The sequence below is a fragment of the uncultured Thiohalocapsa sp. genome (genome assembly GCF_913063425.1).
GTDB lineage: Bacteria > Pseudomonadota > Gammaproteobacteria > Chromatiales > Chromatiaceae > Thiohalocapsa.
Window position 1 is genome coordinate 43,853 of the sequence record NZ_CAJXYK010000028.1, and the last position, 19,960, is coordinate 63,812.

The window sequence follows — 19,960 nt, forward strand, 5'->3', positions numbered from 1 at the left end:
TCAGGCCGCCGGCGCTGCGGCCGCAGGCGAGGGCTCGCGGCGCGCGTCCAGGCGGGGCCGCACCAACAGCCCGGGCAGCAGCCGCAGCAGCAGCCCGAGACACAGGCCGCCGCCGCCGCCCAGCACCAGGGCCACGGCCGCGCCCAGCAGCTGTATGGGCAGGTCCTCCGCCACGGGTACGAACAAGAAGCCGTCGGGTCCCACCAGCGCCGGCGCCAGCGCCGCTGCGAGGCCGCCGATGGCGAAGGCCGCCGCCAGCTCCCGGCGGCCATCGCCACGCTCCAGGGCCCGGGCGATGAGCCCGTGCAGCAGCCCGACCAGGGCGCCGAAGATCAGGGGGACAGCCATGCCCGACGGCGCCGCACCCGCGGGCGCTGCAACGATGCCCGCGAGCAGGGCGGCCGTCACCGCCTCCAGCCGATCAGAGCCGGCGCGAAAGAGGGCGTAGAAGAGCGCGGCCGCCGCCAGTGCGCCGGCCGCGGCGGCCCAGCTCGCCAGCACCAGCGCGATGGCGTCGTCCGGCGCGGCGGCGAGCCGCGGCTCCAGCCAGCCGACCCAGATGAGCAGCACTGCCACCACCAGGAGCGCGGGCTCATGGCCGGTGTCGCCGGCGGACTTCTCCGGGGGTCGGACGACGCGCTCCCGGCCGAGACCCAGGGCGAGCCCGAGCGCGGCAGCACCGCCCACCAGCGCACTGCCCACCACCCCACCGGTATCGCTGAAACCGAGCCCGGCGAGCCAGCCGGCGCCCGGGCTGCCGGGCGCTGCGGCGGCACCGCTCCAGTGGCCGAACAGGGGCAGCAGCAATGCGCCGATGCCGAGGCCCAACAGCAGCCCGCCGGGGCCCGTGAGCCGGGTGCCGGCGGTCACCGCCGCGAGTGCGGCCATGGCCACCACCAGCGGGAGCTGTGCGAGCAGCGGCCCGGCGACGGCGGGGAGCGGGGCGTCCGGTGACAGGGCGAAGAGCTCCGGCAGGAAGCTGAAGGGCATGCCCATGATGCCGCCGAGGCTCGTCCCGTTACGGATGCCGATGCCCACCAGCGCGAAGCCGAGTATCGCGCCGACCAGCGCGAGCAGCAGACCGGCGGCCGACGGCCCGCCCAACGCGGAAGCCGACACCGAAGCCCGGCGCGCCCCCAGCGAGCGCCCCAGCGGATAGAGGAGGATGCCGGCGGGCAGCAGCAGGCCCAGCGCCAAGGGCAGCAGCGACATGCCCGTATCGGCCCGCTCGCCTGCGGCCTCCGGGGCGACTTCCCCCTGCGATTGCCCCTGCGCGGGTTCTGTCGTCGCCGGCCCTGTCGCCGCGGGCTGTGGTGCAGCCGCCTGACGCTGCAAGCGCGCGCTCAGTTCCGTCAGCGACTGCTGGATGTCGTCAATGCCCATCAAGGTCTCGTAGAGCTGCACCGAGTTGTCCTCGATGCGGGTCTCGTGCTTCTCCAGCAGTTCCTGGGCCTGTTCCAGCTGCTGGGACAGCGAGTCGAGCCGGAGTGCGATGGGGTCCATGCGCTTGAGCTCCGCATCCAGGCGCTCCGACTGCCCGGCGATCTCCTCCCGGTTGAGCTCCGCCTGCTCCTGCAGCGTCTTGATGCTCTGGTCCAGGCCGTCCAGCTGCTGGCGCAGTGCCGCCAGCACTGCCGCCGGCGACTCAGACTCGCCGTCGCCTGCGCTCTCCGTGGCAGCGTTGTCGGTGTCTGCGGCAGCGTCCTCAGCGTCCGCGGGCGCCTGAGCGAGCGCCATCGGGAGCGGCAGCAAAGCCGCCAGCAGCGCATAGGTCACGAGCGCTCGCGCCCGCAGCTTGTATCCCCCGTGACGGCGGCAGGCGGGCTGTCTCGCAGCGCAATCCGTCATTGTGACTTCTCCTGGGCGCGCCGCTTTTTCGGCGGTGGATCGGCGGCGAGCACGAACAGGAAGCCGAGCAGCGGTGTGAACAGAATCGATGACCAAAGGTATCCCCAATAGCCCCATTTGCGCCGGCGCCCGAGCAAGGCCACCAGCACCGCGGCGCTGAGGTAGATCCCGATTGCAAGTATGGTGTGTAGGGGGTGCATTATCCTAGAAGGAGCGGTTGGACGGTCGTCAGGGTGCGTCCCGCGGGGTGCCTGGCAAGGCACAACGACGAGGAATAGTTGTTCTATTCCGAGGAGTTGTAACGCTGCCAGGCGCCGCGCGGGGCGTGCCATGGCGGCCGTAGCGGCGTTCACCCGGATGGTGGCGCGAAAAGTACTTCCGACGTCCGCGAGGCTCAGGCATTTGCATGTGCTTTGAAGCGGTCAACTGCTCTTTCTAGGATTGTTGTCGTCGGGCTCAGTCGTTTGCGCCGGCTTCGGCCGCTGAAGCGCCAGCGTCGTCGGTGTCGACATCCGCGGCGGGCGACATGGGCGGCTGAGCGGCCGGGACACCGGGCTCGATCACACGGGAGACCAGGGTCAGCAGCCTGGGATCGGGCCGGATGCCGAGCTCCGCGAAGGCGTCCAGGTCCGCGCCCACCGCCGGCAGGTTGTTCAGCTTGCGATTGAGTGCATTCACCCGCAGGCCCCGCAGCACACCATTGAAGCGCAGTGCCACTTGCGGGTCGTCGAGATCGACGCCGGAGGGTATCAGCGCCAGGGTCAGGCCAAGGTCGGTGTCGAGGGTTTGTGTCAGGGCAAAGGCCGGCACGCCGAAGCGCCGCAGCGTCCGGTTCAGCCGCCGCACCAGCTCCGGGCGCAGGCCCGAGTCCGGTACCACGAGCAGCGTGTCGGTGCTGCGGGCCAGGCGGGTCCAGCAGCGCACCGCGGCCTGCTCCAGGGGGGCGGCCGCGGCGACTCCGGCCAGCTCCCGGCGGGTCAGCTCGACGGCGTTGAGCGGCTCCGCCGCAGGCGCATCGGGCGCCGGCAGCTCGCAGATGTCCACCTGGAAGTCGCGCGCTTCGCCCAGGGTGCGGGCGAGCCCCACTGCGGCGCTGCCGGCGCCCGTCTGCGGCGCCACCAGCCCGAGGCGCTCGAAGCCCAGGATCTCGTGCGCCAGCGTCAGCCAGATTCGGGCGCGCTCAGCGGCGCTGAGACGGGCGTCGGTGAGCGCCTCGAAATCGAGCTCGGCGTCGGCAGAGGGCTCGCCCGCTGCGCCTGCGGTGTCGGCGGGCGCCTGCCCGGGGCCGGCGCCTGCGGTGACGCCCCCACCTGCTGGTGCAGCCGGCGCGGCGGCTGCGCCGGTGTCCGCATCCGGGCTGTCGGGCGCTGCCTGTGACAGCCCCGGCTGCGGACCGGCGGCAGCGGCCGGCGGCTGTGCCTGCTGCGCCTGCTCCCGTGCCATCTCCTGCCGCGCGGCGCGGAAGTTGGCGAGCCGGTAAGGCGCCGTGACCCCCGGCAGCGGCCACCAGCGCCCGAAGCGCAGCACCCGAAACCCGAAGAGCTTGCCGTAGACGTTGCCCTGCGGGTCGTAGGCGAAGATACCGGTGACGCCGGCCCGTGGCGGCGAGTAGCGGGCGGTGGTGGCGAGCACGCGGGGCTCGGTGCTGCCGGCGGTGCGCACGATGTCCGCGAACAAGCGCGCCGTGTCGTAGCCCTGGGCAGCGGCCTGGTCCGGGTCGGTGCCATAGGTCTCGCGGAAGGCGTCGACGAAGGCGCGGTTGCGCGGGCCCGGGGTGTCGATGTCGTAGATGCCGGGGGCGATGGTGCGGTCGCCGGCCGCCCCGACCAGTGCATCGAAGGGGCCGTAGGCGAGGCGGTCGGAGCCGAACACCGGCTGCGCAAAGCCGAGCTCGCGCAGTTGGCGCACCAGCCGCGCCCCGGCTGCATGCTCGGTGGACAGATAGACGGCATCGAAATCCACGGCATTCAACTGTCCGAGCAGACCGCGGTGGTTGGTCTCGGCGGCAAAGAAGGAGGCGCCGAAGACAATGCGCAGGCCGCGTGCCCGCGCCTCGTCCTCGAACAGGAAGGCCAGCTCCCGGGCATAGTCGTCGCGGCTGTGCAGTACGGCGATGCGGGCATGCCCGAAGAGGTCCACCAGGCTCGCGGTCTGCGCCGCCATGGCGGCGTTGTCGGGCAGGGTGCGCAGCACGAAGTCGAAGCCGTGCCGGGTCAGCTGCTCGGCGGTGGCGAACGACGGCATGAAGAGCACCCGGGCCCGCTCGTAGATCACCGAGAGCGGCACCGCCAGCTCGGACCTGCGGTGCCCGAGCACCACCGAAATGCGCGGGTCCTCGGCAACGGCGATGGCGGTGCGGCGCCCCTGGCGCGGATCGGGACCGCCTCTGAAACGGCGGATCTGCACGGGTCGCCCGAGCAGGCCGCCGCCGGCGTCGATCTCCCGCACGGCGAGCTCGATCCCCTGCACGAAGCCGGGCCCGAGCGGGTCCTCCACCGCGGCGACAACAATGGGCCCCAGGCCATTGCGGGCATAGGCCGCGCGGGCGTCGCCCATGCTCGGGTATTGGCGCCCGCAGGCCGCCAGCAGGAGCGCGGCGCAGCACAGCGCCAGCACACCGAGGCCCCCGGCAGCGCGGGCGCGCGCCGTACCTGCGGTTGCGCGGCGGCGTGCGGACACCCTCAGCGCCCGCCCGGCACCAGCGGCAGACCGCCCTCATCGGCGCCGATGATGACGACCTCGGCATTGTCGGACGTGGCGAGATCCCGGGCTGCGCGGATGCCCTCGTGACGGAGCAGTTCCGGTGTCAGCGATGCGTCCACCGCCGCCTGGAAGTCGCGGATGCCCGTGGCCTCGGTGCGCTTGCGCTCGGCCTCGCGGCGGGCGGTATCCAGGCGGAAATCGTAGGAGGCCAGCAGCTGGCGCTGCTTCAGCTTGTCCTCGATGGCGGTCTTGACCCGCTGCGGCAGACTGAGGCTGCGGATGACGATGTCCTCGGCGTCGACGAAATTGCGGCCCAGCTCGTCCCGGGCCAGCAGCACCGCGGTGCCGAGCAGGCCGTTGTCGTTGGTGTAGATCTGCTCCGCCGAGAACTGTGAGAGCTCGCGACGCAGCACGGACTCGGTCTGCGGTACCACCACACGATCTGCGTAGTCCGGACCGATACGCTGGTGCAGCAGGCCGAGCAGCTCCACCTGCGGCTGATAACGGATGGCCAGCTCCAGGTGCACCGGCAGGCCGCGCACCGAGAGCACGTCGAGCTCGTGCATGACCACCTGGCGGCGGGTCTCGTAGTGCACCATGGTGTCCCAGGGCGGAATGATGTGAAGCCCCTCCGGATAGACGCGGTGGGTCACGGTGCCTGTGAAGAATCGATACAGGACGCCGGTCTCGCCGGGCTCGATGGAAATGAAGATGCGCCGCCACAGCAGGACGGAAATCAGTGTCAGCAGCAGCGTGAGCACCAGCAGCAGCGGCAGCCGCCGGCGCAGCCAGCGCGAGAGGGGAGGGCGCTCGTCCACCGGGGCGGCGGGCGCGGCCTGAATCTGGGGGTCCGTCATGTCAGCGGCGGGGGACAGCGCGCGTGGGCCAGGTCACTGCGCGCCCTTCGCCTGCCCGGCGGCTTCGGCCCGGGCCTCGGCGGCAACCGCCTCGCCCTCCTTGACCTTGCGCGCAAACAGCCGGCGCATGCGGGCCGGATCGACGTTGAAGAGATTACCGCCGCCTTCGAAATGCTGCACGAAGACCTGGCCCACCGCGTAGGTCAGCGCCCCGCCGCCCACTGCGACACTGCCGCTGCCGAGCAGTGAGCCGATGCCCGGCATCAGCTTGGCGCCGGAGCTGAGCCCCACCACGGCCAGTACCGGCGCGCCACCGGCCAGCAGTGACGTGATGATGGCGCGGGTGCGGACCTCGTCGAAGTCCACCGCATAGAGCTGCGAGAGACCGCGCACCATCGCGACCTGGTTGCCCACCAACAGGGCCAGGTCGAACAGGGGCAGGGGTACCAGCCCAAGCGTGGTGGCGACCAGCACATGGTTCTTGATCCGAATATCCGCCTGCCGACGCAGGGTCGCGGCCTCGGCGGCGTCGATCTCCTGCTCCACCTGGTCTTCCGGGTTGGCTTCGGCAGCGGTCGCCGAGGCTGTTGCTTGTTGCTGGGTCATCTGCGTGAGCTCCTGTGGGTATCCGGTTGCCGCAGGTAAAACGGCACCGCGGCATGCGCAGCAGCACAGCGGCGTGCGTCGTTGGCAAGTCTGGTCGTGTCGCCCTGGTGTGGGCGGTCCCCAGAGCACTGTAGGAGGTGGTCTCGGTCGCCACAATCGACCCTTGCTCGACGACACAGCCCCCACCCCGCAGCCGAAGCCCCGGCTCCTCATTCCAGCAATCGGGCTGAATCAATGGCTTATGCTTGAGCGACGCAGGCGCAGTACAGGGAGCTGCGCCGGGGAGCCGCTTGCGCAGCGCAACGAAAACTCTTGCTGGGCAAACCGCGCCGGCGCCTGTCCTCTGTCGTCTGATAGTGAGGTCTTGCGGGAAGCTCCATAATGGTGGTGAGTGGGGGGCTGCCTGACCTGGCGTTTGCAGAGCCTCCGCGGCTGGGTCCGCCGACCCGCCGAGCGCCGTCCGGGCCATATTGCCAGCGTCGCCACTGCCACCGGCGCGCCGGTCCAGCGCGGACGCCCGGGACCACCGCCATGGTCTGGACGTTGACTCCAAGCGAGAAACAGAGACACGAAGCATGATGACTCAAGTTGCAGCCCCTGCGTTGGAGGGGCGCGCCGTCGCCAAGCCCCAGCGAGCCGTCGCGACAGCCACGCCTGCGATCAGCGATCACGGCGCATTCATCGGGTCCGACCCGGATGCCGCAAAGCAGGACCTCGGGCGCGCGGACGGCCCTGCCCACCTGCTGGTGGTCGACGACGAGCCCGATGGCCTCGAGCTCGTCATCGCCCATCTGCGCGACTACGATTTCGCCGTCAGCACTGCGCTGAGCGGCACCGAGGCCCTTGCGGCCGCCGGGGATGCGCTGCCGGATCTGATCCTGCTGGACGTGACCCTGCCCGGTCTCGACGGCTTCGAAGTCCTGCGCCGCCTGAAGCAGGCGCCTGCCACCGCGACGATTCCCGTGCTCATGGTGACCGGTCACCGCGATACCGAGCACAAGGTGCGTTGCTTCGAGCTCGGTGCCGCTGACTACCTGGTCAAGCCGGTGGCGGAGGCAGAGCTCAAGGCGCGCGTGACGACGCAGCTGCGCCAGCACCGCTTGCGCCAAGCACTGTCGACGCGGCTGCGCAGCTACGAGGAGCGCTTCGGCCCCTTGGACGAGGCCGCAGCGGGCGCCGCCGGCGAGTTGGGGTCGCGCACGGACGTCGAGCTGCTGCTGCGCGCCCGGCAGATCCTGCGCGAACGGCTTGCCGATCCACCCTCGTTGACGGAGCTCGCACGCCTCATCGGCACCAATCAGCCCCGCCTGTCGAAGGGCTTTCGCAACCTGTTCGGCACCACCGTTTACGGCTTCGTGCGCGAGTCGCGACTGCGGCGCGCGCGCGCGCTGCTCGCCGAGACGAACCTGCCCGTCAAGAGCATTGCGCTGGACGTGGGCTACCGTGGCACCAGCGATCTGACGCGTGCCGTCAAGGGTCACTGGGGCCTCACCCCCACCGCGCTGCGTCAGCGGCTGAAAGCAGCGCCGGAGCGTTGACCATGTGCGGAGCGCAGCCGCGCGTCCGTGCGCGTCTCTGATGTGCCGCATGCCATGCGCGCAGCGTCCCCGGCACCGATCCGGCTGATGCCCCCGATGCACCGCCCGCACCCATGAGCCCGGACGCCGACGCCCGGGTCACCGACGGCCTTGACGACGAGGACCCGGCTGCCGGCCGGCGCCGGCGGCTGCGGCGCTGGCTCGGGGCGCGGATGCCCTTCGTGTCCATTGCGCTGCAAGTGCTGCTGCTGCTGGTGATCCTGTTCGCGGACCGGATCTTCATCCGCATCAAGGCCGGCGAGGCCGGGGTGCATTGGAACCGCTTCACCGGTACGCAGGTGGACAAGGTCTACGGCGAGGGCCTGCACATCATCAGCCCGCTGGACACAATGACCCACTACGAGGTCCGCAAGCAGGTGGCGCGACACAGCCTGGAGGTGCTCTCCAACGAGGGACTGACGCTGACATTGGACCTCGCCATCCGCTACCAGCCGGAGTACGCCCTGCTCGGCATGCTGCACGAGCGCGTCGGCCCCGAGTACCTGACCCGCGTGGTGGTGCCGCAAACCGAGTCCGTGCTGCGCAAGCACCTGGGCAACGCCAGCGCGGAGGCCATCTACACCAACCAGGACGGCCTGCTCACCCGCGCCATGCTCGCAGCCATGGAAGAGATCGGCCGCAACTTCGTCGCCGTCGAGGACATCATCATCCGTCGCATCCAGCTGCCGGACAGCGTGCGTGTCGCCATCGAGGACAAGATCACGCAGCAGCAGCTCCTGTTGTCGTATGCATTCCGCCAGCGCACGGCCGAGCGCGAAGCGGAGCGCAAGCGCATCGAGGCCGGCGGCATTGCCGACTACCAGCGCATCGTCAACGAGACCCTGAGCGAGGACCTGCTGGACTACCAGGGCATCCGCGCCACCCGGGAGCTCGCGGCGTCCGCCAACGGCAAGACCGTCGTCATCGGTGCCCGCGGCGACCTGGCCCTGCCGATTTTCCTCAATGACAGCAACGCCGCGAAGGCGTCCTCGGCGGCGGGCGCAGCGCCAGCCGCAACCGGTGATGCACCCCCTGGCGTGGACCAGGTGCCCGCGGGCGCTTACGAGACCCTCCAGGACCCGAGCGATCCGAGCGTGCGGTGAGATGCGGCCCAACCGCCGCAGCGTCGGGATGATCGAGCCAGCGTCACGACTGAAAGACCCGGACACGCTCCGGCGGCGGCAGCCCGGTTGCCGCCGCGAGCGCTAGCGCTCCTCGCCGACAACGCGATTGCGTCCCGCCGACTTGGCGCGATACAGCTGCCGATCGGCTGCCATGATGATCGTCTCACTCCAATGCGGTGGATTCTGTGCGTAGAACAGATAGCCGATTGACACCCGATATGAAACAAGCTCCCCGGATGGAAGCGCTACGGGCCCTGTGTCAGCCTGTATTCGACAGGCTTCCAACGCGGCTCTGAAGTCTTCTGCGCATACGCCCGCGCAAACCACCAAAAACTCCTCGCCGCCATAGCGGATGAGCCAATCGCTCTCGCGTTTGAAGTTGGAGCGCAGGACATCAGCAAAGGTCGCGAGACAGCGATCCCCGGCTGCGTGACCGTAACGGTCGTTGATCAGCTTGAAGTGGTCGAGATCAATCAGCGCGACTCCGAGTCCGCGCCGTTGGCGTGATGGGAGTGTCACCAGGTCAGGGAGAACGTTATCGAGAAAGTAGCGATTCCTGAGCTTTGTCAATGGATCCGTTTTCGTCAGTCGCTTGAGCTCGGCGTTGGCTTCATCAAGCTTTTGGTTGGCTCGCTTCAGGCGAGCGTTGGAATACAGAAAATACGAACCGAAAAGCAGAAAAAGAACAACAAAGGGGCGAATCTCTCGCCAATCAACCTTGACGTCATACTCGACGTGAAGCCACTTCACCAACAGCTCGTTGAGCGTACGCTCATCAATTGTCGACAGCGCGTAATTCATGATCCGGAATAATTCAGGCTTGTCTGCACGAACAGCCATACTGGTTGGAAACGAGACGTCGAGATGGCCGGCAACCTTTAAATTACTCAGTCCAAGCCTGCTGATCGCGTAGCTGCAAACCGGCAGAAAATCCGTAAATGCATAGATCTCTCCCTTGGAGACACGGATCAGTCCGTCATCCACAGTAGCGACTTCCACGATATTGACATCGCCATAGGTTTGGCGAATCAGAGGAATGGTTGGATAACCGGACGGGATCGCGATTGTCCGGTGTTTGATGTCACGAAAACTGAGCTGCATCGGCTCATCGTTGCGCGTGATGTAGACGTTTCTCAAATCCAAAAACGAGGGTGATGTCCTGCGCAGATGGCTGGGCCTCTCACCCTCGACCGTATCGGATGTGAGCACGTCGCACTCACCGGCTGCAATCGCCGCCAGCGATTGGCTGTAATCCTGCGTTGGCACAAGCTCGAAATGTACGCTCAGGCGCTCGGCGATGATCGCAAGAATGTCGGCGATGACACCGACATGCTGACCAGACCGATCGATTCCCTCCAGCGGCATCCAATGCGGATCGACGCATATTCTGATGGTCCTATTCTGCGCCAGATAGACACGATCGGCGCCTGACAGCTCATTGGCGTCGATCACCGGCGCCGCCTTGCCGTAATCTGCGGTTGATGACAGCAGGACCGGTAAGCAGCACAGGATCATGACAGCGGCTCCGGCAGCTATGCCATGCATCTGCAACAGTTTCTGCATCGCTCGAAACCCGCGAAGGTCGAAAGCTGCGGATGAGCATTCTATTACGCATGGGAAATCCAAGCCACGCGCTGCGCCGAGGTTGGCGCGGGAGAGGACAACAGCGGGGTAGGATGTGTGGTTAACGCCGAGCAGCGAGGCTGACGGGCGTCGGGGGCGGTGCGCGAACGGGTGCAGCGGGCGCGGCGGAGGCGCTCGGGTCGTCGGTCAGGTCAGGGCCCAAGACGACGGCCGCCGCCCACAGGGGCGAGGTTGGGGCGTGCACTCCGAGACCATGACCCCGTTGATGGGCTCACAGGGGTAGCTGGGCCACCAGCCGATGACGCAAAGGTCGCTCCTTCGGAACCAACCCGCTGTTTTTACTTGTTCTGATGCGATGCCCCCGCATCGCCACCGACATATCCTGCGACTTGGCCGTCGGTGGCCGAGGCGCGCTCGCGCGAGCTGTTCATGCTTGAGCGCGAAGGCCGGTACCGGCGCATCGATCCGGTAAAGCGGAGCGATTTGCAGTCGCAGGTGTCCCGGGCTGTACTTGTGCTAGGCTGTCGGTACTGTTTTCGGTACCATCGGCCTCGGGGGCAGACGATGAAGACGATACCTGCGCAAGAGATAAAGCGCCGTGGCATCTCCGCGGTGGACGAGCTGCTGCAGGAGGGACCGGTTGCAGTGATCAAGCAAAACCGGCCCCGTTATGTGGTGATGACGGTCGATGGCTACCGGCGCCTGGCCCGCGGCCAGACCCAAGCCGCGGCCGCCGCCAGCGCCTGGGACTGGCTCGACAAGCCCACCGCCGACCGCGCCCATGCTGCGCGAACCAAGGCGGACATCGACGCCGCGTTGGCGCGTGAGCGCGAGGCTTGGGACTGCAACGGCGACGGGAACGGCGCCGGGGACACCGACGGGTGATCCTGTTCCTCGACGCCTGCGCGGTCATATACCTGATCGAATCCGAGGCCACCTTCCACGCCCGCGTCGTGACAACCCTGCGCGACCTGCGCCAGCGCTTCCCCGACGCACGCCTGGCCGTCTCGCGGTTGAGCCTGCTGGAATGCCTGGTCAAGCCGATGCGCGACGGCGCCACCGAGCTGATCGCCGAGTACCGCGCGTTCTTCGCGGCCGGTGACCTGCTGGTCGTGGAGCTGGACGCCGGGGTCTTGGAACTGGCCCTGACGCTGCGCGCCCGCGACGGGCTGCGCACGCCGGATGCATTGCAGGCCGCCAGTGCCTTGACGCTGCCGGCGGCTGGGCATCGGTTCCTCACCAACGACCGGCGCTTCGCGCGGGTTCCGGCACTGACGGTCATCGATCTCGGCGAGGTGCCATGACCCAGAGGCAGCGCACCGGGGAGCGAGCGCTCGGGGCGGTGCGCGAGGGGGGTGCAGGGAGCGCGGCGGAGGCGCTCGGGTCGTCGGTCAGGTCAGGCCCCAAGACCACGGCCGCCGCCCGCGGGGGCGAGTCGGGGGCGAGCACGCGAGGGCAGCGACGGCGATGCCGCCTGGGCGGCGGGATCAGCCCCGGGAGATGGGCAATCAGCTCCAGTGGCGGGCGCGCACAGTCGGCGGGGCAACAAAGGACGGATTGCGGAAGATCACCGGCATCCTGCCCCGGCGCTAACCCCCGTCGATGATGCAGCAGCGGCAGTGGATATGGCGGTTGAGGGACGCACCGAAGCGGTGGATAGAGCTCACCGCCCGGAAGCGAGCCTGCGCACCGGCAGCGCTGCCCTTGCGCAGACGGGCCGCGATGACGCGCAGCAGGATGTGCAGCACGGCGCCGATCACCGACGGCTCGCGCGCCCCCTGATCTCAACAGGGCCAGCGCAGCCGTTTGGGCACCGAGAGGCCCTGCCGGCGCACCGGCGACGGCGGGAAGACGTGATCGACCCGGTGCGCCGCGCTCTCCGCCATCCACCGGGCGTTGCACGATGGGCACAGCCACGCCCCTTGCACGAGAACGCAACCGGCAAGCCGTGCCCGCAGTCCGGACATCTGCCACGGGCCACGCCATAGGCGAGGATGCCGCACTCGGGGTAACGACGACATTCGCGCTCGACATAGGCCGACACGCGCTGCGCATCCCAGTCGTTTTCAGCCGCGAGTGCGAGATAGGTCTCCAGCTGCTGCTGGACCGGGCAACCAATTCCTCAGTGCGGGCGCGCTTGTCTACGCGCCCCAGGGGCTCAGCTGATCGACGTCCAGTCCGCCTGCACCAGGTTGCGCGCGCGCCGATCAAAGATCAGCCCCAGCTCGATCAGCCCCTTGCTCGGCAGGCCGCGGTACTTTTCGCTGTAGCCGCGGGCCTTGATCTGCGCCAGCGCGGGGTTTTCGCCGGGCTCGGCGTCGGACGCCGAGCCGGCCGCGTCGACCTTGATCTCGATGCAGTAAACGTAGCCCGCGAGCTTGACGGTCAGGTCCACCTGGCCGCGGTTGGAGGTGTCTTCGGGGATGACCTCGGCGTTGAGGCTGGCGAAGAAGGCGTAGAGGACGCTGGCGTAGTAGCCCTCGGTCTCAGGCAGATCGGCGTGGATGAAGTTGCGCCAGGTCACGCCCGCGAACAGGCGCTCGATGGCGGCGATCAGGCCGGGCAGGTCGCCCTGGCTCATGACATCGTAGAGGCCGTCCTGCAGGGCATCGCGCCCGGCGGGCAGGGTGCCGATATAGCCGTCGATGAGGTGATCGGCCAGGGCCATGCGCACCTCCTGGTTCGGCAGGCGCAGGCGGTAGCGGATGCGCGAGCGATGCCAGCGGGTGCTGTCGATGGTCAGATAGCCGGTCTGGAACAGGAGCGTGATGGGGTCGATGCGCTCGATGTCGAAGGAGTCGAGGATCTCCTCGCTGGCCTCGATGCCCTCCAGGTCCGGCAGGAAGGTGGCGCGCCGCGGCAGCAGCTCGACCAGGAAGCGCGGGTTGCCGGTCTCGAACCAGTAGTTGCGGTACTCCTGTCCCTCGCCGATGAACAACAGGATGTCGAACGGGTTGTAGACCGGTTCGCCCAGGAAGCCGTAGCCGTTGTACCAGGCCTTGAGCCGGTCCCAATCGACGCCCTTGAGGTGATCGCCGAAGGCGGTCTCCAGGTCGCGCTGGGTGTAGCCGCAGATGGTCCCGAAGCCCTTCGACAAGGTGATGTCGCGCAGCTGGTTGAGCCCGGAGAAGAGGCTGACCTTGCTGAATTTCGATACCCCGGTCATGAACACCAGCCGGATATGGGCATCCTGCCCCTTGATCGCCGAGTAGAGGTTCTTCAGGCCCTCGCGCAGCGCGGCGGCCTGGTCGACGTCGGTGATGTTGTCGAGGATCGGCTTGTCGTATTCGTCGACCAGCACGACGACGCGCTCGCCGGCTGCTTGGTGGGCGCGGCCGATGAGCTCGGCGAAGCAGCCGGCGATGCTCTTGGCCTCGCAGCGCACGCCGAGGCGGTCTTGATTCTCTGCCAGGCGCTCGCGGATCGCCTCGTCCAGCGCCGCGCGGCTGTCGAGCACGCCGCCGGAGAAGTCGAGCCGGATGACCGGGTGGCGGCGCGACCAGTCCCACTGGTCATGGACATGGAGCCCCCGAAACAGCGCCTCGCTGCCCTCGAACAGCTCTTTCAAGGTGTCCAGGAACAGGCTCTTGCCGAAGCGGCGCGGGCGCGACAGGAAGAAATAGGTGCCGCTTTGCGCGAGCGATTGGGCATGGGCGGTCTTGTCGACATAGACATAGCCTTCCTCAATGATCTTGCGGAAGGTCTGGATGCCGATGGGGAGCTTTTTCAACATGGCGGTGCGTTGGGCCGACGCAGACGGGGCGCTTAGGTTAATCCGCGACGCCGGTCGTTCATACCCTGATCGGTTTGCGGTGCTCCGCCATCCGCTTCGATTGCGCCCTGCGCGGGCTCCTTGTGCGCCGCCGCTGCCCCCGACCCGCCCCCGTCGAGCCGCCGGGTGGCGATGCCGATGCCGGTCAGCGACTGCGCGAGCCAGCCGAGCTCCACCAGCCAGAACTTCAGCGCCAGCGGCACCGCCAGCACGCCGAGCGCCGCGCTCAGGCTGAACGCCTTGGCGGTGCGCTCGTTGGCATCAAGGCTGCGCACGAAGCCGTCGGACAGGTCCCACAGCGCCTCGAGCTGCGCCAGGTCGTCCTCCATCAGCACGACTTGCGCGGCATCGGTGGCCATGGTGGTCGCCCCGCGCAGGGACACCGAGGCATCGGCCCGGCGCAGCGCAATGGCATCGTTGATGCCGTCGCCGATGAAGCACACCCGCCGGCCCTCGGCCTGAAGCGCCTCGACCCGCGCCGCCTTCTGCTCCGGCAGGGTGTCGGCGAGCCAGCCATCGAGACCGAGGCGCTCGGCCAGATGGCGGGTCGGCGCCGGGGCATCGCAGGATTGAAGGACGCACAGCGCACCGGATGGAACGGATGGGCTTCATCCATCACCACCGAACCGAAGCGCTTGCAGCGCCAAAGCGGTTGCGGGCTCAAGCCCTGCATGCACACCTGTCGGTCATTTATCTCAGCTTCGTCCGTCTCGACCCTCAACGAGTCTTGGAAGCCTTCAGCAGAGGTTGGTGCGTGGCCTGGGAGCGCAAGGATTTGACCGATTCTACCCCGCTGGCGAATGAATCGGGCGCACCGAGCTTGAGCAGACATGCAGGCAGGTCGATTGGTCTCTAGGCCACAGCCTGGAACGGCTCCGGGTCTGGCCGGGCGAACCCCGACCCACCTGACCGGTCTTCCCGGCGGCCTCAGCCCACCGTCGCCCAGTCGGCCCGCGCCAGATTGCGTTTGCCGCGATCAAAGATCAGCCCCAGCTCGATCAGCCCCTTGTTCGGCAGGCCGCGGTATTGGGCGCTGTAGCCGCGGGCCTTGATCTGCGCCAGCGCGGGGTTTTCGCCGGGCTCGGCTTCGGACGCCGAGCCGGCCGCGTCGACCTTGATCTCGATGCAGTAAACGTAGCCCGCGAGCTTGACGGTCAGGTCCACCTGGCCGCGGTTGGAGGTGTCTTCGGGGATGACCTCGGCGTTGAGGCTGGCGAAGAAGGCGTAGAGGACGCTGGCGTAGTAGCCCTCGGTCTCAGGCAGATCGGCGTGGATGAAGTTGCGCCAGGTCACGCCCGCGAACAGGCGCTCGATGGCGGCGATCAGGCCGGGCAGGTCGCCCTGGCTCATGACATCGTAGAGGCCGTCCTGCAGGGCATCGCGCCCGGCGGGCAGGGTGCCGATATAGCCGTCGATGAGGTGATCGGCCAGGGCCATGCGCACCTCCTGGTTCGGCAGGCGCAGGCGGTAGCGGATGCGCGAGCGATGCCAGCGGGTGCTGTCGATGGTCAGATAGCCGGTCTGGAACAGGAGCGTGATGGGGTCGATGCGCTCGATGTCGAAGGAGTCGAGGATCTCCTCGCTGGCCTCGATGCCCTCCAGGTCCGGCAGGAAGGTGGCCCGGCGGGGCAGCAGCTCGACCAGGAACCGCGGGTTGCCGGTCTCGAACCAGTAGTTGCGGAATTCCCGATCCTTACGGATGAACAACAGGATGTCGAACGGGTTGTAAACCGGCTCGCCGAGGAAGCGATAGCCGTTGTACCACTGCTTGAGCCAGTTCCAGTCCACGCCCTCCAGGTGGGCGCCGAAGTCGGTCTCCAGGTCCTGTTGGGTGTAGCCGCAGACGGTCGCGAAGCGGGCATCGAGCGTCAGATCTTCGAGCTGATTGAGGCCGGAAAACAGGCTGACCTTCGAAAACTTGGTCACCCCGGTCATGAACACCATTCGGATGTGGGCGTCCTGCCCCTTCATGGTGGAGTAGAGGTTCTTCAGGCCTTCGCGCAGCTCGGCGGCGCGCTCCGGCTCGGTGATGTTGTCGAGGATGGGCTTGTCGTATTCGTCCACCAGGATGACGACGCGCTCGCCGGCCTTGGTCTCGGCGGCGCGGATCAGGTCGCCGAAGCAGCCCGGGATGTCGTTGTCGGCCCAATCGCAGGCCAGGCCGAGGCGCTCGGCGTTCTCGTCGAGCAGGCGGCGGATGCGAAGGTCCAGCGCCGCGCGGCTGTTGAGCACGCCGCCTGCGAAGTCGAGCCGGATGACCGGATGCCGCCGCGACCAGTCCCACTGGTCATGGACATGGAGCCCCCGAAACAGCGCCTCGCTCCCCTCGAACAGCTCCTTGAGCGTATCCAGGAACAGGCTCTTGCCGAAGCGGCGCGGGCGCGACAGAAAAAAGTAGGTCCCGCTGTCCGCCAGGGCTTGGGCATGGGCGGTCTTGTCGATATAGGCGTAGCCCCCCTCGATGATCTTGCGGAAGGTCTGGATGCCGATGGGCAGCTTCTTCAGCATGGCAGCTCGATGGTCTGGCGTGAACACGGCGTTAGGGAAGCGCTGATTGATCAGTGCTTCCCGTGCCGGGCAGGATGCCCCGCCATTGTCAGCGACGCCTTCTTCGGACCGGGCGCTGACCATGAAGCGAAGGGGAAACCGCGTTTTCGCTTCGCGTGCTGACAATGGGCAGGAAGCCCATTTTTCAGCGTCTCCTTAGGCGGTTCCCGGCCCGTATCATACCCCCGGCATGCCAGCGGGTCCGGCGCAGTCGCTCATTCACGCTGTCGCGCAGCCGCCCGCGAGCCCTGCGTAGACAGGGCTTCCAACCCTGATGCGGCCAGATCAGGATGGCCTGGGTGCGCAGACCGGCGTCCCTGGGGCCGGCCCGATGGCCGAGCCCTGTGCCTGACCCGGCATCCTCGGTGCAGGGCCGTCGCTCAGGATGATCCCGCGCCGAGCGCCACGTCACGGGCATCCTTGGGCCGGTCCGCGCCGCCCGATTTCGAGCGCCGGTGGTGGCCCGGAGCGCCGCGTGCCCGAATGCGCTCGTGCAGCCGTTCGACGGCGTCCGCAAGCGCCCCGAGCCGCGCCAGGCAGTCACTGCGCTCGGTGCTGACCCGCTCCAGGCGCGCGTCGAGGCGAGATTTCGCTTGCTCGACCGCCGCCAGCTGCGCCGCGTGCTCCGCGTCACCGGCCCGCAGCTCGGCGCGCGTCGTGTCCAGGGCGCCGTTGAGCTCCCGGATCTGCTGCGCCTGGGCGCTGCAGGTGGTGCGCAGCTCCAGCACAGCTGCCTGCTCCGCCTCCAGCGCTGCCTCGAGGCCGCGACAGCGGGCGTTGCAGGCCTCAAGCTCCCGGACCTTGCTGAGCAGCGTCGCCTGCTCGGTCTCCAGACTGGCGAGCCGGGCTTGGAGCCCCGCGCGCTCCTGCTCCACCAAGGCCTTGGCCTCGGTCTGCTCGGTGAGCTGCCGGCGCAGGCCGTCCGCCGTCTCCTGCGCTGATTCGAGGGCCTCGCCGAGGCCGGCCTGCGCGCGCTCCAGGCGCCGCCGCGCCGCGCGCTCGTCGTATTCGCCGCTTTTGCACAGGAAGCGCCCCATCAGCCAGCCGATGAGGGTGGCGGCGAGGAAGACGAGCGCGAGCTCGATCACCAGGTCGGCCATGATCAATCCACCTCCACGACAAATTCGATGCGCCGGTTCTGAGCGCGGCCCTCGGCGGTCGCGTTGTCGGCGACGGGCCGGTCGGCACCGTAGCCGACCGCGGTGATGCGGGCGTCTGCGACACCCGCGGCGATCAGCCGGGCTGCCACGGCCTCCGCCCGCTGCTGGCTGAGCAGCAGGTTGACCTCCGGCCGGCCGCGGTCATCCGTGTGGCCGGCAATGGTGATGCGGGCGCCCGGGCAGCCCGCCACCGTGTCCGCGAGCGCGTCCAGCAAGGCGTCGCTGCGGGCATCGATGCGCGCCTGTCCGGACGCGAACAGGATGGGGCGCAGCAGCAGCCGGTCGAGCCGCGCCTGGCAGCGCACGGCCGCCTCGTCCGCGGCCGCGACCTTCAGGTCCAGCTCGAAACCACGCTGCTCGAACGCCTGCAACGCCTCGACGAAGCGGTCCCGCTCGGCCGTCGTGGACATGCTGCCCACCAGCGTCAGGTGTCGGTCGGACAGTGTCGCATCGGCGCTGTCGAAGCGGGGGAGGGCGCCGACGATCTCGGCGAGGAGGTCCAGCCAGCCCGCAGGTGCGCCGGCGGCCACCTGTATCCTGATCTGTGCCGGCTCCGCGGCGCCCGCCTGCTGCGCCGCCAGCCGCTCGGCCAACCGGCGGCGGCTCGCCTCGTCCGGGACAAAGCCCCGGCCTGCCAATGCGCCGTCCCGCTTGGCCAGGGTGAAGGTGTAAGGGGAGACCGTTGCGCTGATGTCCAGGTCCAGCGCATAGCCTTGGCCTTGGAATGGCGACAGCGCTTGGAGCACCCGCTCCCGCGCTGCCACCGAGGATGTCGTCCCCTGAAGCCGGAGGCGGCGATCAACCAGCTCCGCCGTGCCTTGATCGAGCACGGTGATGGCAGGGACCAGGGCCTGCGCGAGCGCCCGCCAAGCGGGCGGGCTGCCGGCGGCCACCGCCAGATCCGGCGGGCCGGTCCCAGCACTGGTCCCAGCACTGGTCCCAGCACTGGCTTCAGCACCGGTTTCGGCACCAGTCTCATCATCGGCGCCCGCGTGCGCGCGCACCGCCGCGGCCAACGCATCCGCGCTCGCCTGGTCGGGCATGAGCCCGGCGACCGCGAGCCGGCCGTCCTGCCAGTCCATGGACAGCCGGTACGGAGACACGACCCGCAGCCGCATGTTGTCCACCACCCGGCGCACGCCCGGCACACCTCGGGCCAGTGCCACGGCCCGGCGCTGGTCGTCGGGGTGCGGCGAGGCGCCCGACAGCAGCAGATCGCGGCCGTCGGCGCGCACCTGCGCCCAGGCCAGTCCCTCGGCCGCGAGGCGGGCCTGGGCGCTCTCGCGCAGGGTCTGTGGGATGCGCTCGGCGAGCCGCGGCAGGGCCACGAAGACCAGCAGGGCCAGCATCACCAGCCCCAACGACGAGGTCGCCAGCGCACGCGCTCGCATCGTATTCCCTTATCGTCGGTGCATGGAATGGATGCTGTGACCCGCACCGGGCCAGGCTCAGCGCGGCGTGCCGACGCCGGCGGCAGACGCATCCTTCTGCGCGCTGCGCTCGGCTGCTGCCGCGACGCGCCAGCCCCGCCGGAGCTCGCGCCGGAAACGCTTGCGCAGCCGCGACAGGTCCAGGGTCAGCAGGGTGCCGCCGTGCTCGAAGTGGTGGACCAGCACCCGGCCCAGGGCATGGGTCGTTGCCGCGCCGGCCACCCCGATGCTGCCGCTGCCCGCCAGGGTGCCGATGCCGGGCATCAGCTTGGCGCCGGAGCTGAGCGCCAACACGGACAGGGTGGGCGCGCTGCCCGCGAGCAGAGATAGGATGAGCGATTTGGCGCGAAGCTCATGGAAAGGCACGTCGTAACAGCGCGCGAGCGAGCGCGCCAGAGCGATCTGGCTCGCCACCAGTGCGGCGATATCCAGCACCGCCACGGGCACCAGCGCCAGCGCTGCCGCGCCGAGCACATGGCTCTTGATCAGGCTCTCGGCCTGCTCGCGGCGCACGACCACATCGATGTCGCGGGTCAGCTGCGCCGCCAGGTCCGCGGCGCGCGCCGCGGCCTGGTCGGCTTGGGCATCGTCGGGCTCGGACATGGGCCTGCGCTGTCGCGTCGATGGGCGTGCCGGTGGACACTGCGGAGATGCGAGACGGTAGCACTTGGCTCGGACGCTCAGGGGAGATCGCATCACAAGCGCAACGTTCTGTTTGCCGCTGACAATTCGGTTCGATCACCGCGGACGCA

At 68.7% G+C, this 19,960-nt stretch carries 18 protein-coding genes and 1 pseudogene; 4 read left to right on the forward strand and 15 right to left on the reverse strand.

Going from position 1 to position 19,960, the window contains the following annotated elements:
* The 5 genes from QZ607_RS15410 to QZ607_RS15430 form a co-directional block, all read right to left on the reverse strand.
* Positions 1 to 1,776 carry a hypothetical protein gene (locus QZ607_RS15410; RefSeq protein ID WP_295884353.1) on the reverse strand — a complete coding sequence of 592 codons (1,776 nt, stop codon included), beginning with the start codon at positions 1,774 to 1,776 and terminating at the stop codon, positions 1 to 3.
* Between the two features lie 68 nt (positions 1,777 to 1,844).
* Positions 1,845 to 2,048 (reverse strand): hypothetical protein, encoded by a 204-nt coding sequence (locus QZ607_RS15415; RefSeq protein ID WP_295884355.1) that lies wholly within the window; start codon positions 2,046 to 2,048, stop codon positions 1,845 to 1,847.
* A gap of 256 nt (positions 2,049 to 2,304) precedes the next feature.
* Positions 2,305 to 4,527, reverse strand: coding sequence for an ABC transporter substrate-binding protein (locus QZ607_RS15420; protein ID WP_295884358.1), 2,223 nt, complete (start codon positions 4,525 to 4,527; stop codon positions 2,305 to 2,307).
* A gap of 2 nt (positions 4,528 to 4,529) precedes the next feature.
* Positions 4,530 to 5,408 (reverse strand): prohibitin family protein, encoded by an 879-nt coding sequence (locus tag QZ607_RS15425; RefSeq protein ID WP_295884361.1) that lies wholly within the window; start codon positions 5,406 to 5,408, stop codon positions 4,530 to 4,532.
* Positions 5,409 to 5,441: 33 nt separating this feature from the next.
* Positions 5,442 to 6,014 carry a YcjF family protein gene (locus tag QZ607_RS15430; RefSeq protein WP_295884364.1) on the reverse strand — a complete coding sequence of 191 codons (573 nt, stop codon included), beginning with the start codon at positions 6,012 to 6,014 and terminating at the stop codon, positions 5,442 to 5,444.
* 575 nt (positions 6,015 to 6,589) lie between these two features.
* Here QZ607_RS15430 and QZ607_RS15435 point away from each other — a divergent pair.
* Together QZ607_RS15435 and QZ607_RS15440 are read left to right on the forward strand one after the other, a co-directional pair.
* Entirely contained in the window at positions 6,590 to 7,552 is a 963-nt protein-coding gene (locus QZ607_RS15435) for a DNA-binding response regulator (RefSeq protein WP_295884366.1), read from the forward strand.
* Positions 7,553 to 7,665: 113 nt separating this feature from the next.
* Positions 7,666 to 8,694: a prohibitin family protein gene (locus QZ607_RS15440; protein WP_295884369.1), complete on the forward strand. Its 1,029-nt coding sequence runs from the start codon at positions 7,666 to 7,668 to the stop codon at positions 8,692 to 8,694.
* Positions 8,695 to 8,796: 102 nt separating this feature from the next.
* On the opposite strand, the gene QZ607_RS15445 is transcribed toward QZ607_RS15440, so the two are convergent.
* A complete protein-coding gene (locus tag QZ607_RS15445) occupies positions 8,797 to 10,278 on the reverse strand; it encodes a diguanylate cyclase (protein WP_295884372.1) in 1,482 nt (493 codons plus the stop codon).
* A 585-nt stretch (positions 10,279 to 10,863) separates the two neighbouring features.
* Between QZ607_RS15445 and QZ607_RS15450 the strand changes: the two genes are divergently transcribed.
* Complete coding sequence (locus QZ607_RS15450; RefSeq protein ID WP_295884373.1) at positions 10,864 to 11,184, forward strand: type II toxin-antitoxin system Phd/YefM family antitoxin; 321 nt, start codon at positions 10,864 to 10,866, stop codon at positions 11,182 to 11,184.
* Complete coding sequence (locus QZ607_RS15455) at positions 11,181 to 11,603, forward strand: PIN domain-containing protein (RefSeq protein WP_295884375.1); 423 nt, start codon at positions 11,181 to 11,183, stop codon at positions 11,601 to 11,603. Before QZ607_RS15450 ends, QZ607_RS15455 begins: the two co-directional genes overlap by 4 nt.
* 285 nt (positions 11,604 to 11,888) lie before the next feature.
* Here QZ607_RS15455 and QZ607_RS15460 read toward each other — a convergent pair whose 3' ends face one another.
* The 9 genes and pseudogenes from QZ607_RS15460 to QZ607_RS15490 all read right to left on the reverse strand — a co-directional run bounded on the left by QZ607_RS15460 (position 11,889) and on the right by QZ607_RS15490 (position 19,811).
* Positions 11,889 to 12,047, reverse strand: coding sequence for a transposase (locus QZ607_RS15460; RefSeq protein ID WP_295884378.1), 159 nt, complete (start codon positions 12,045 to 12,047; stop codon positions 11,889 to 11,891).
* A gap of 8 nt (positions 12,048 to 12,055) precedes the next feature.
* Entirely contained in the window at positions 12,056 to 12,343 is a 288-nt protein-coding gene (locus QZ607_RS25880) for a transposase zinc-binding domain-containing protein (protein ID WP_367268203.1), read from the reverse strand.
* A gap of 114 nt (positions 12,344 to 12,457) precedes the next feature.
* Positions 12,458 to 14,032: an ATP-binding protein gene (locus QZ607_RS15465; protein ID WP_295884379.1), complete on the reverse strand. Its 1,575-nt coding sequence runs from the start codon at positions 14,030 to 14,032 to the stop codon at positions 12,458 to 12,460.
* Positions 14,033 to 14,064: 32 nt separating this feature from the next.
* Positions 14,065 to 14,430, reverse strand: a complete 366-nt coding sequence (locus tag QZ607_RS15470) for a hypothetical protein (RefSeq protein ID WP_295884380.1) — start codon at positions 14,428 to 14,430, stop codon at positions 14,065 to 14,067.
* 42 nt (positions 14,431 to 14,472) lie between these two features.
* A pseudogene (locus QZ607_RS25885) lies at positions 14,473 to 14,655 on the reverse strand (HAD family hydrolase); the annotation flags it as partial.
* A 343-nt stretch (positions 14,656 to 14,998) separates the two neighbouring features.
* The gene (locus tag QZ607_RS15475) at positions 14,999 to 16,579 is read right to left on the reverse strand and encodes an ATP-binding protein (RefSeq protein ID WP_295884381.1); all 1,581 of its coding nucleotides are present in this window, start codon (positions 16,577 to 16,579) and stop codon (positions 14,999 to 15,001) included.
* Between the two features lie 419 nt (positions 16,580 to 16,998).
* A complete protein-coding gene (locus QZ607_RS15480; protein ID WP_295884383.1) occupies positions 16,999 to 17,718 on the reverse strand; it encodes a hypothetical protein in 720 nt (239 codons plus the stop codon).
* Positions 17,719 to 17,720: 2 nt separating this feature from the next.
* A complete protein-coding gene (locus QZ607_RS15485) occupies positions 17,721 to 19,169 on the reverse strand; it encodes an OmpA family protein (RefSeq protein ID WP_295884386.1) in 1,449 nt (482 codons plus the stop codon).
* A gap of 57 nt (positions 19,170 to 19,226) precedes the next feature.
* Positions 19,227 to 19,811, reverse strand: a complete 585-nt coding sequence (locus QZ607_RS15490) for a DUF697 domain-containing protein (protein WP_295884387.1) — start codon at positions 19,809 to 19,811, stop codon at positions 19,227 to 19,229.
* Positions 19,812 to 19,960: the final 149 nt, after the last annotated feature.

Bases quoted from the DNA above. Each gene is read 5' to 3' on its own strand.
- QZ607_RS15440 (WP_295884369.1), top strand. From the start codon at position 7,666: ATGAGCCCGGACGCCGACGCCCGGGTCACCGACGGCCTTGACGACGAG.
- QZ607_RS15475 (WP_295884381.1), bottom strand. From the start codon at position 16,579: ATGCTGAAGAAGCTGCCCATCGGCATCCAGACCTTCCGCAAGATCATC.
- QZ607_RS15435 (WP_295884366.1), top strand. From the start codon at position 6,590: ATGATGACTCAAGTTGCAGCCCCTGCGTTGGAGGGGCGCGCCGTCGCC.
- QZ607_RS15415 (WP_295884355.1), bottom strand. From the start codon at position 2,048: ATGCACCCCCTACACACCATACTTGCAATCGGGATCTACCTCAGCGCC.
- QZ607_RS15465 (WP_295884379.1), bottom strand. From the start codon at position 14,032: ATGTTGAAAAAGCTCCCCATCGGCATCCAGACCTTCCGCAAGATCATT.
- QZ607_RS15445 (WP_295884372.1), bottom strand. From the start codon at position 10,278: ATGCAGAAACTGTTGCAGATGCATGGCATAGCTGCCGGAGCCGCTGTC.
- QZ607_RS15425 (WP_295884361.1), bottom strand. From the start codon at position 5,408: ATGACGGACCCCCAGATTCAGGCCGCGCCCGCCGCCCCGGTGGACGAG.
- QZ607_RS15470 (WP_295884380.1), bottom strand. From the start codon at position 14,430: ATGGCCACCGATGCCGCGCAAGTCGTGCTGATGGAGGACGACCTGGCG.
- QZ607_RS15480 (WP_295884383.1), bottom strand. From the start codon at position 17,718: ATGGCCGACCTGGTGATCGAGCTCGCGCTCGTCTTCCTCGCCGCCACC.
- QZ607_RS15430 (WP_295884364.1), bottom strand. From the start codon at position 6,014: ATGACCCAGCAACAAGCAACAGCCTCGGCGACCGCTGCCGAAGCCAAC.
- QZ607_RS15485 (WP_295884386.1), bottom strand. From the start codon at position 19,169: ATGCGAGCGCGTGCGCTGGCGACCTCGTCGTTGGGGCTGGTGATGCTG.
- QZ607_RS15490 (WP_295884387.1), bottom strand. From the start codon at position 19,811: ATGTCCGAGCCCGACGATGCCCAAGCCGACCAGGCCGCGGCGCGCGCC.
- QZ607_RS15450 (WP_295884373.1), top strand. From the start codon at position 10,864: ATGAAGACGATACCTGCGCAAGAGATAAAGCGCCGTGGCATCTCCGCG.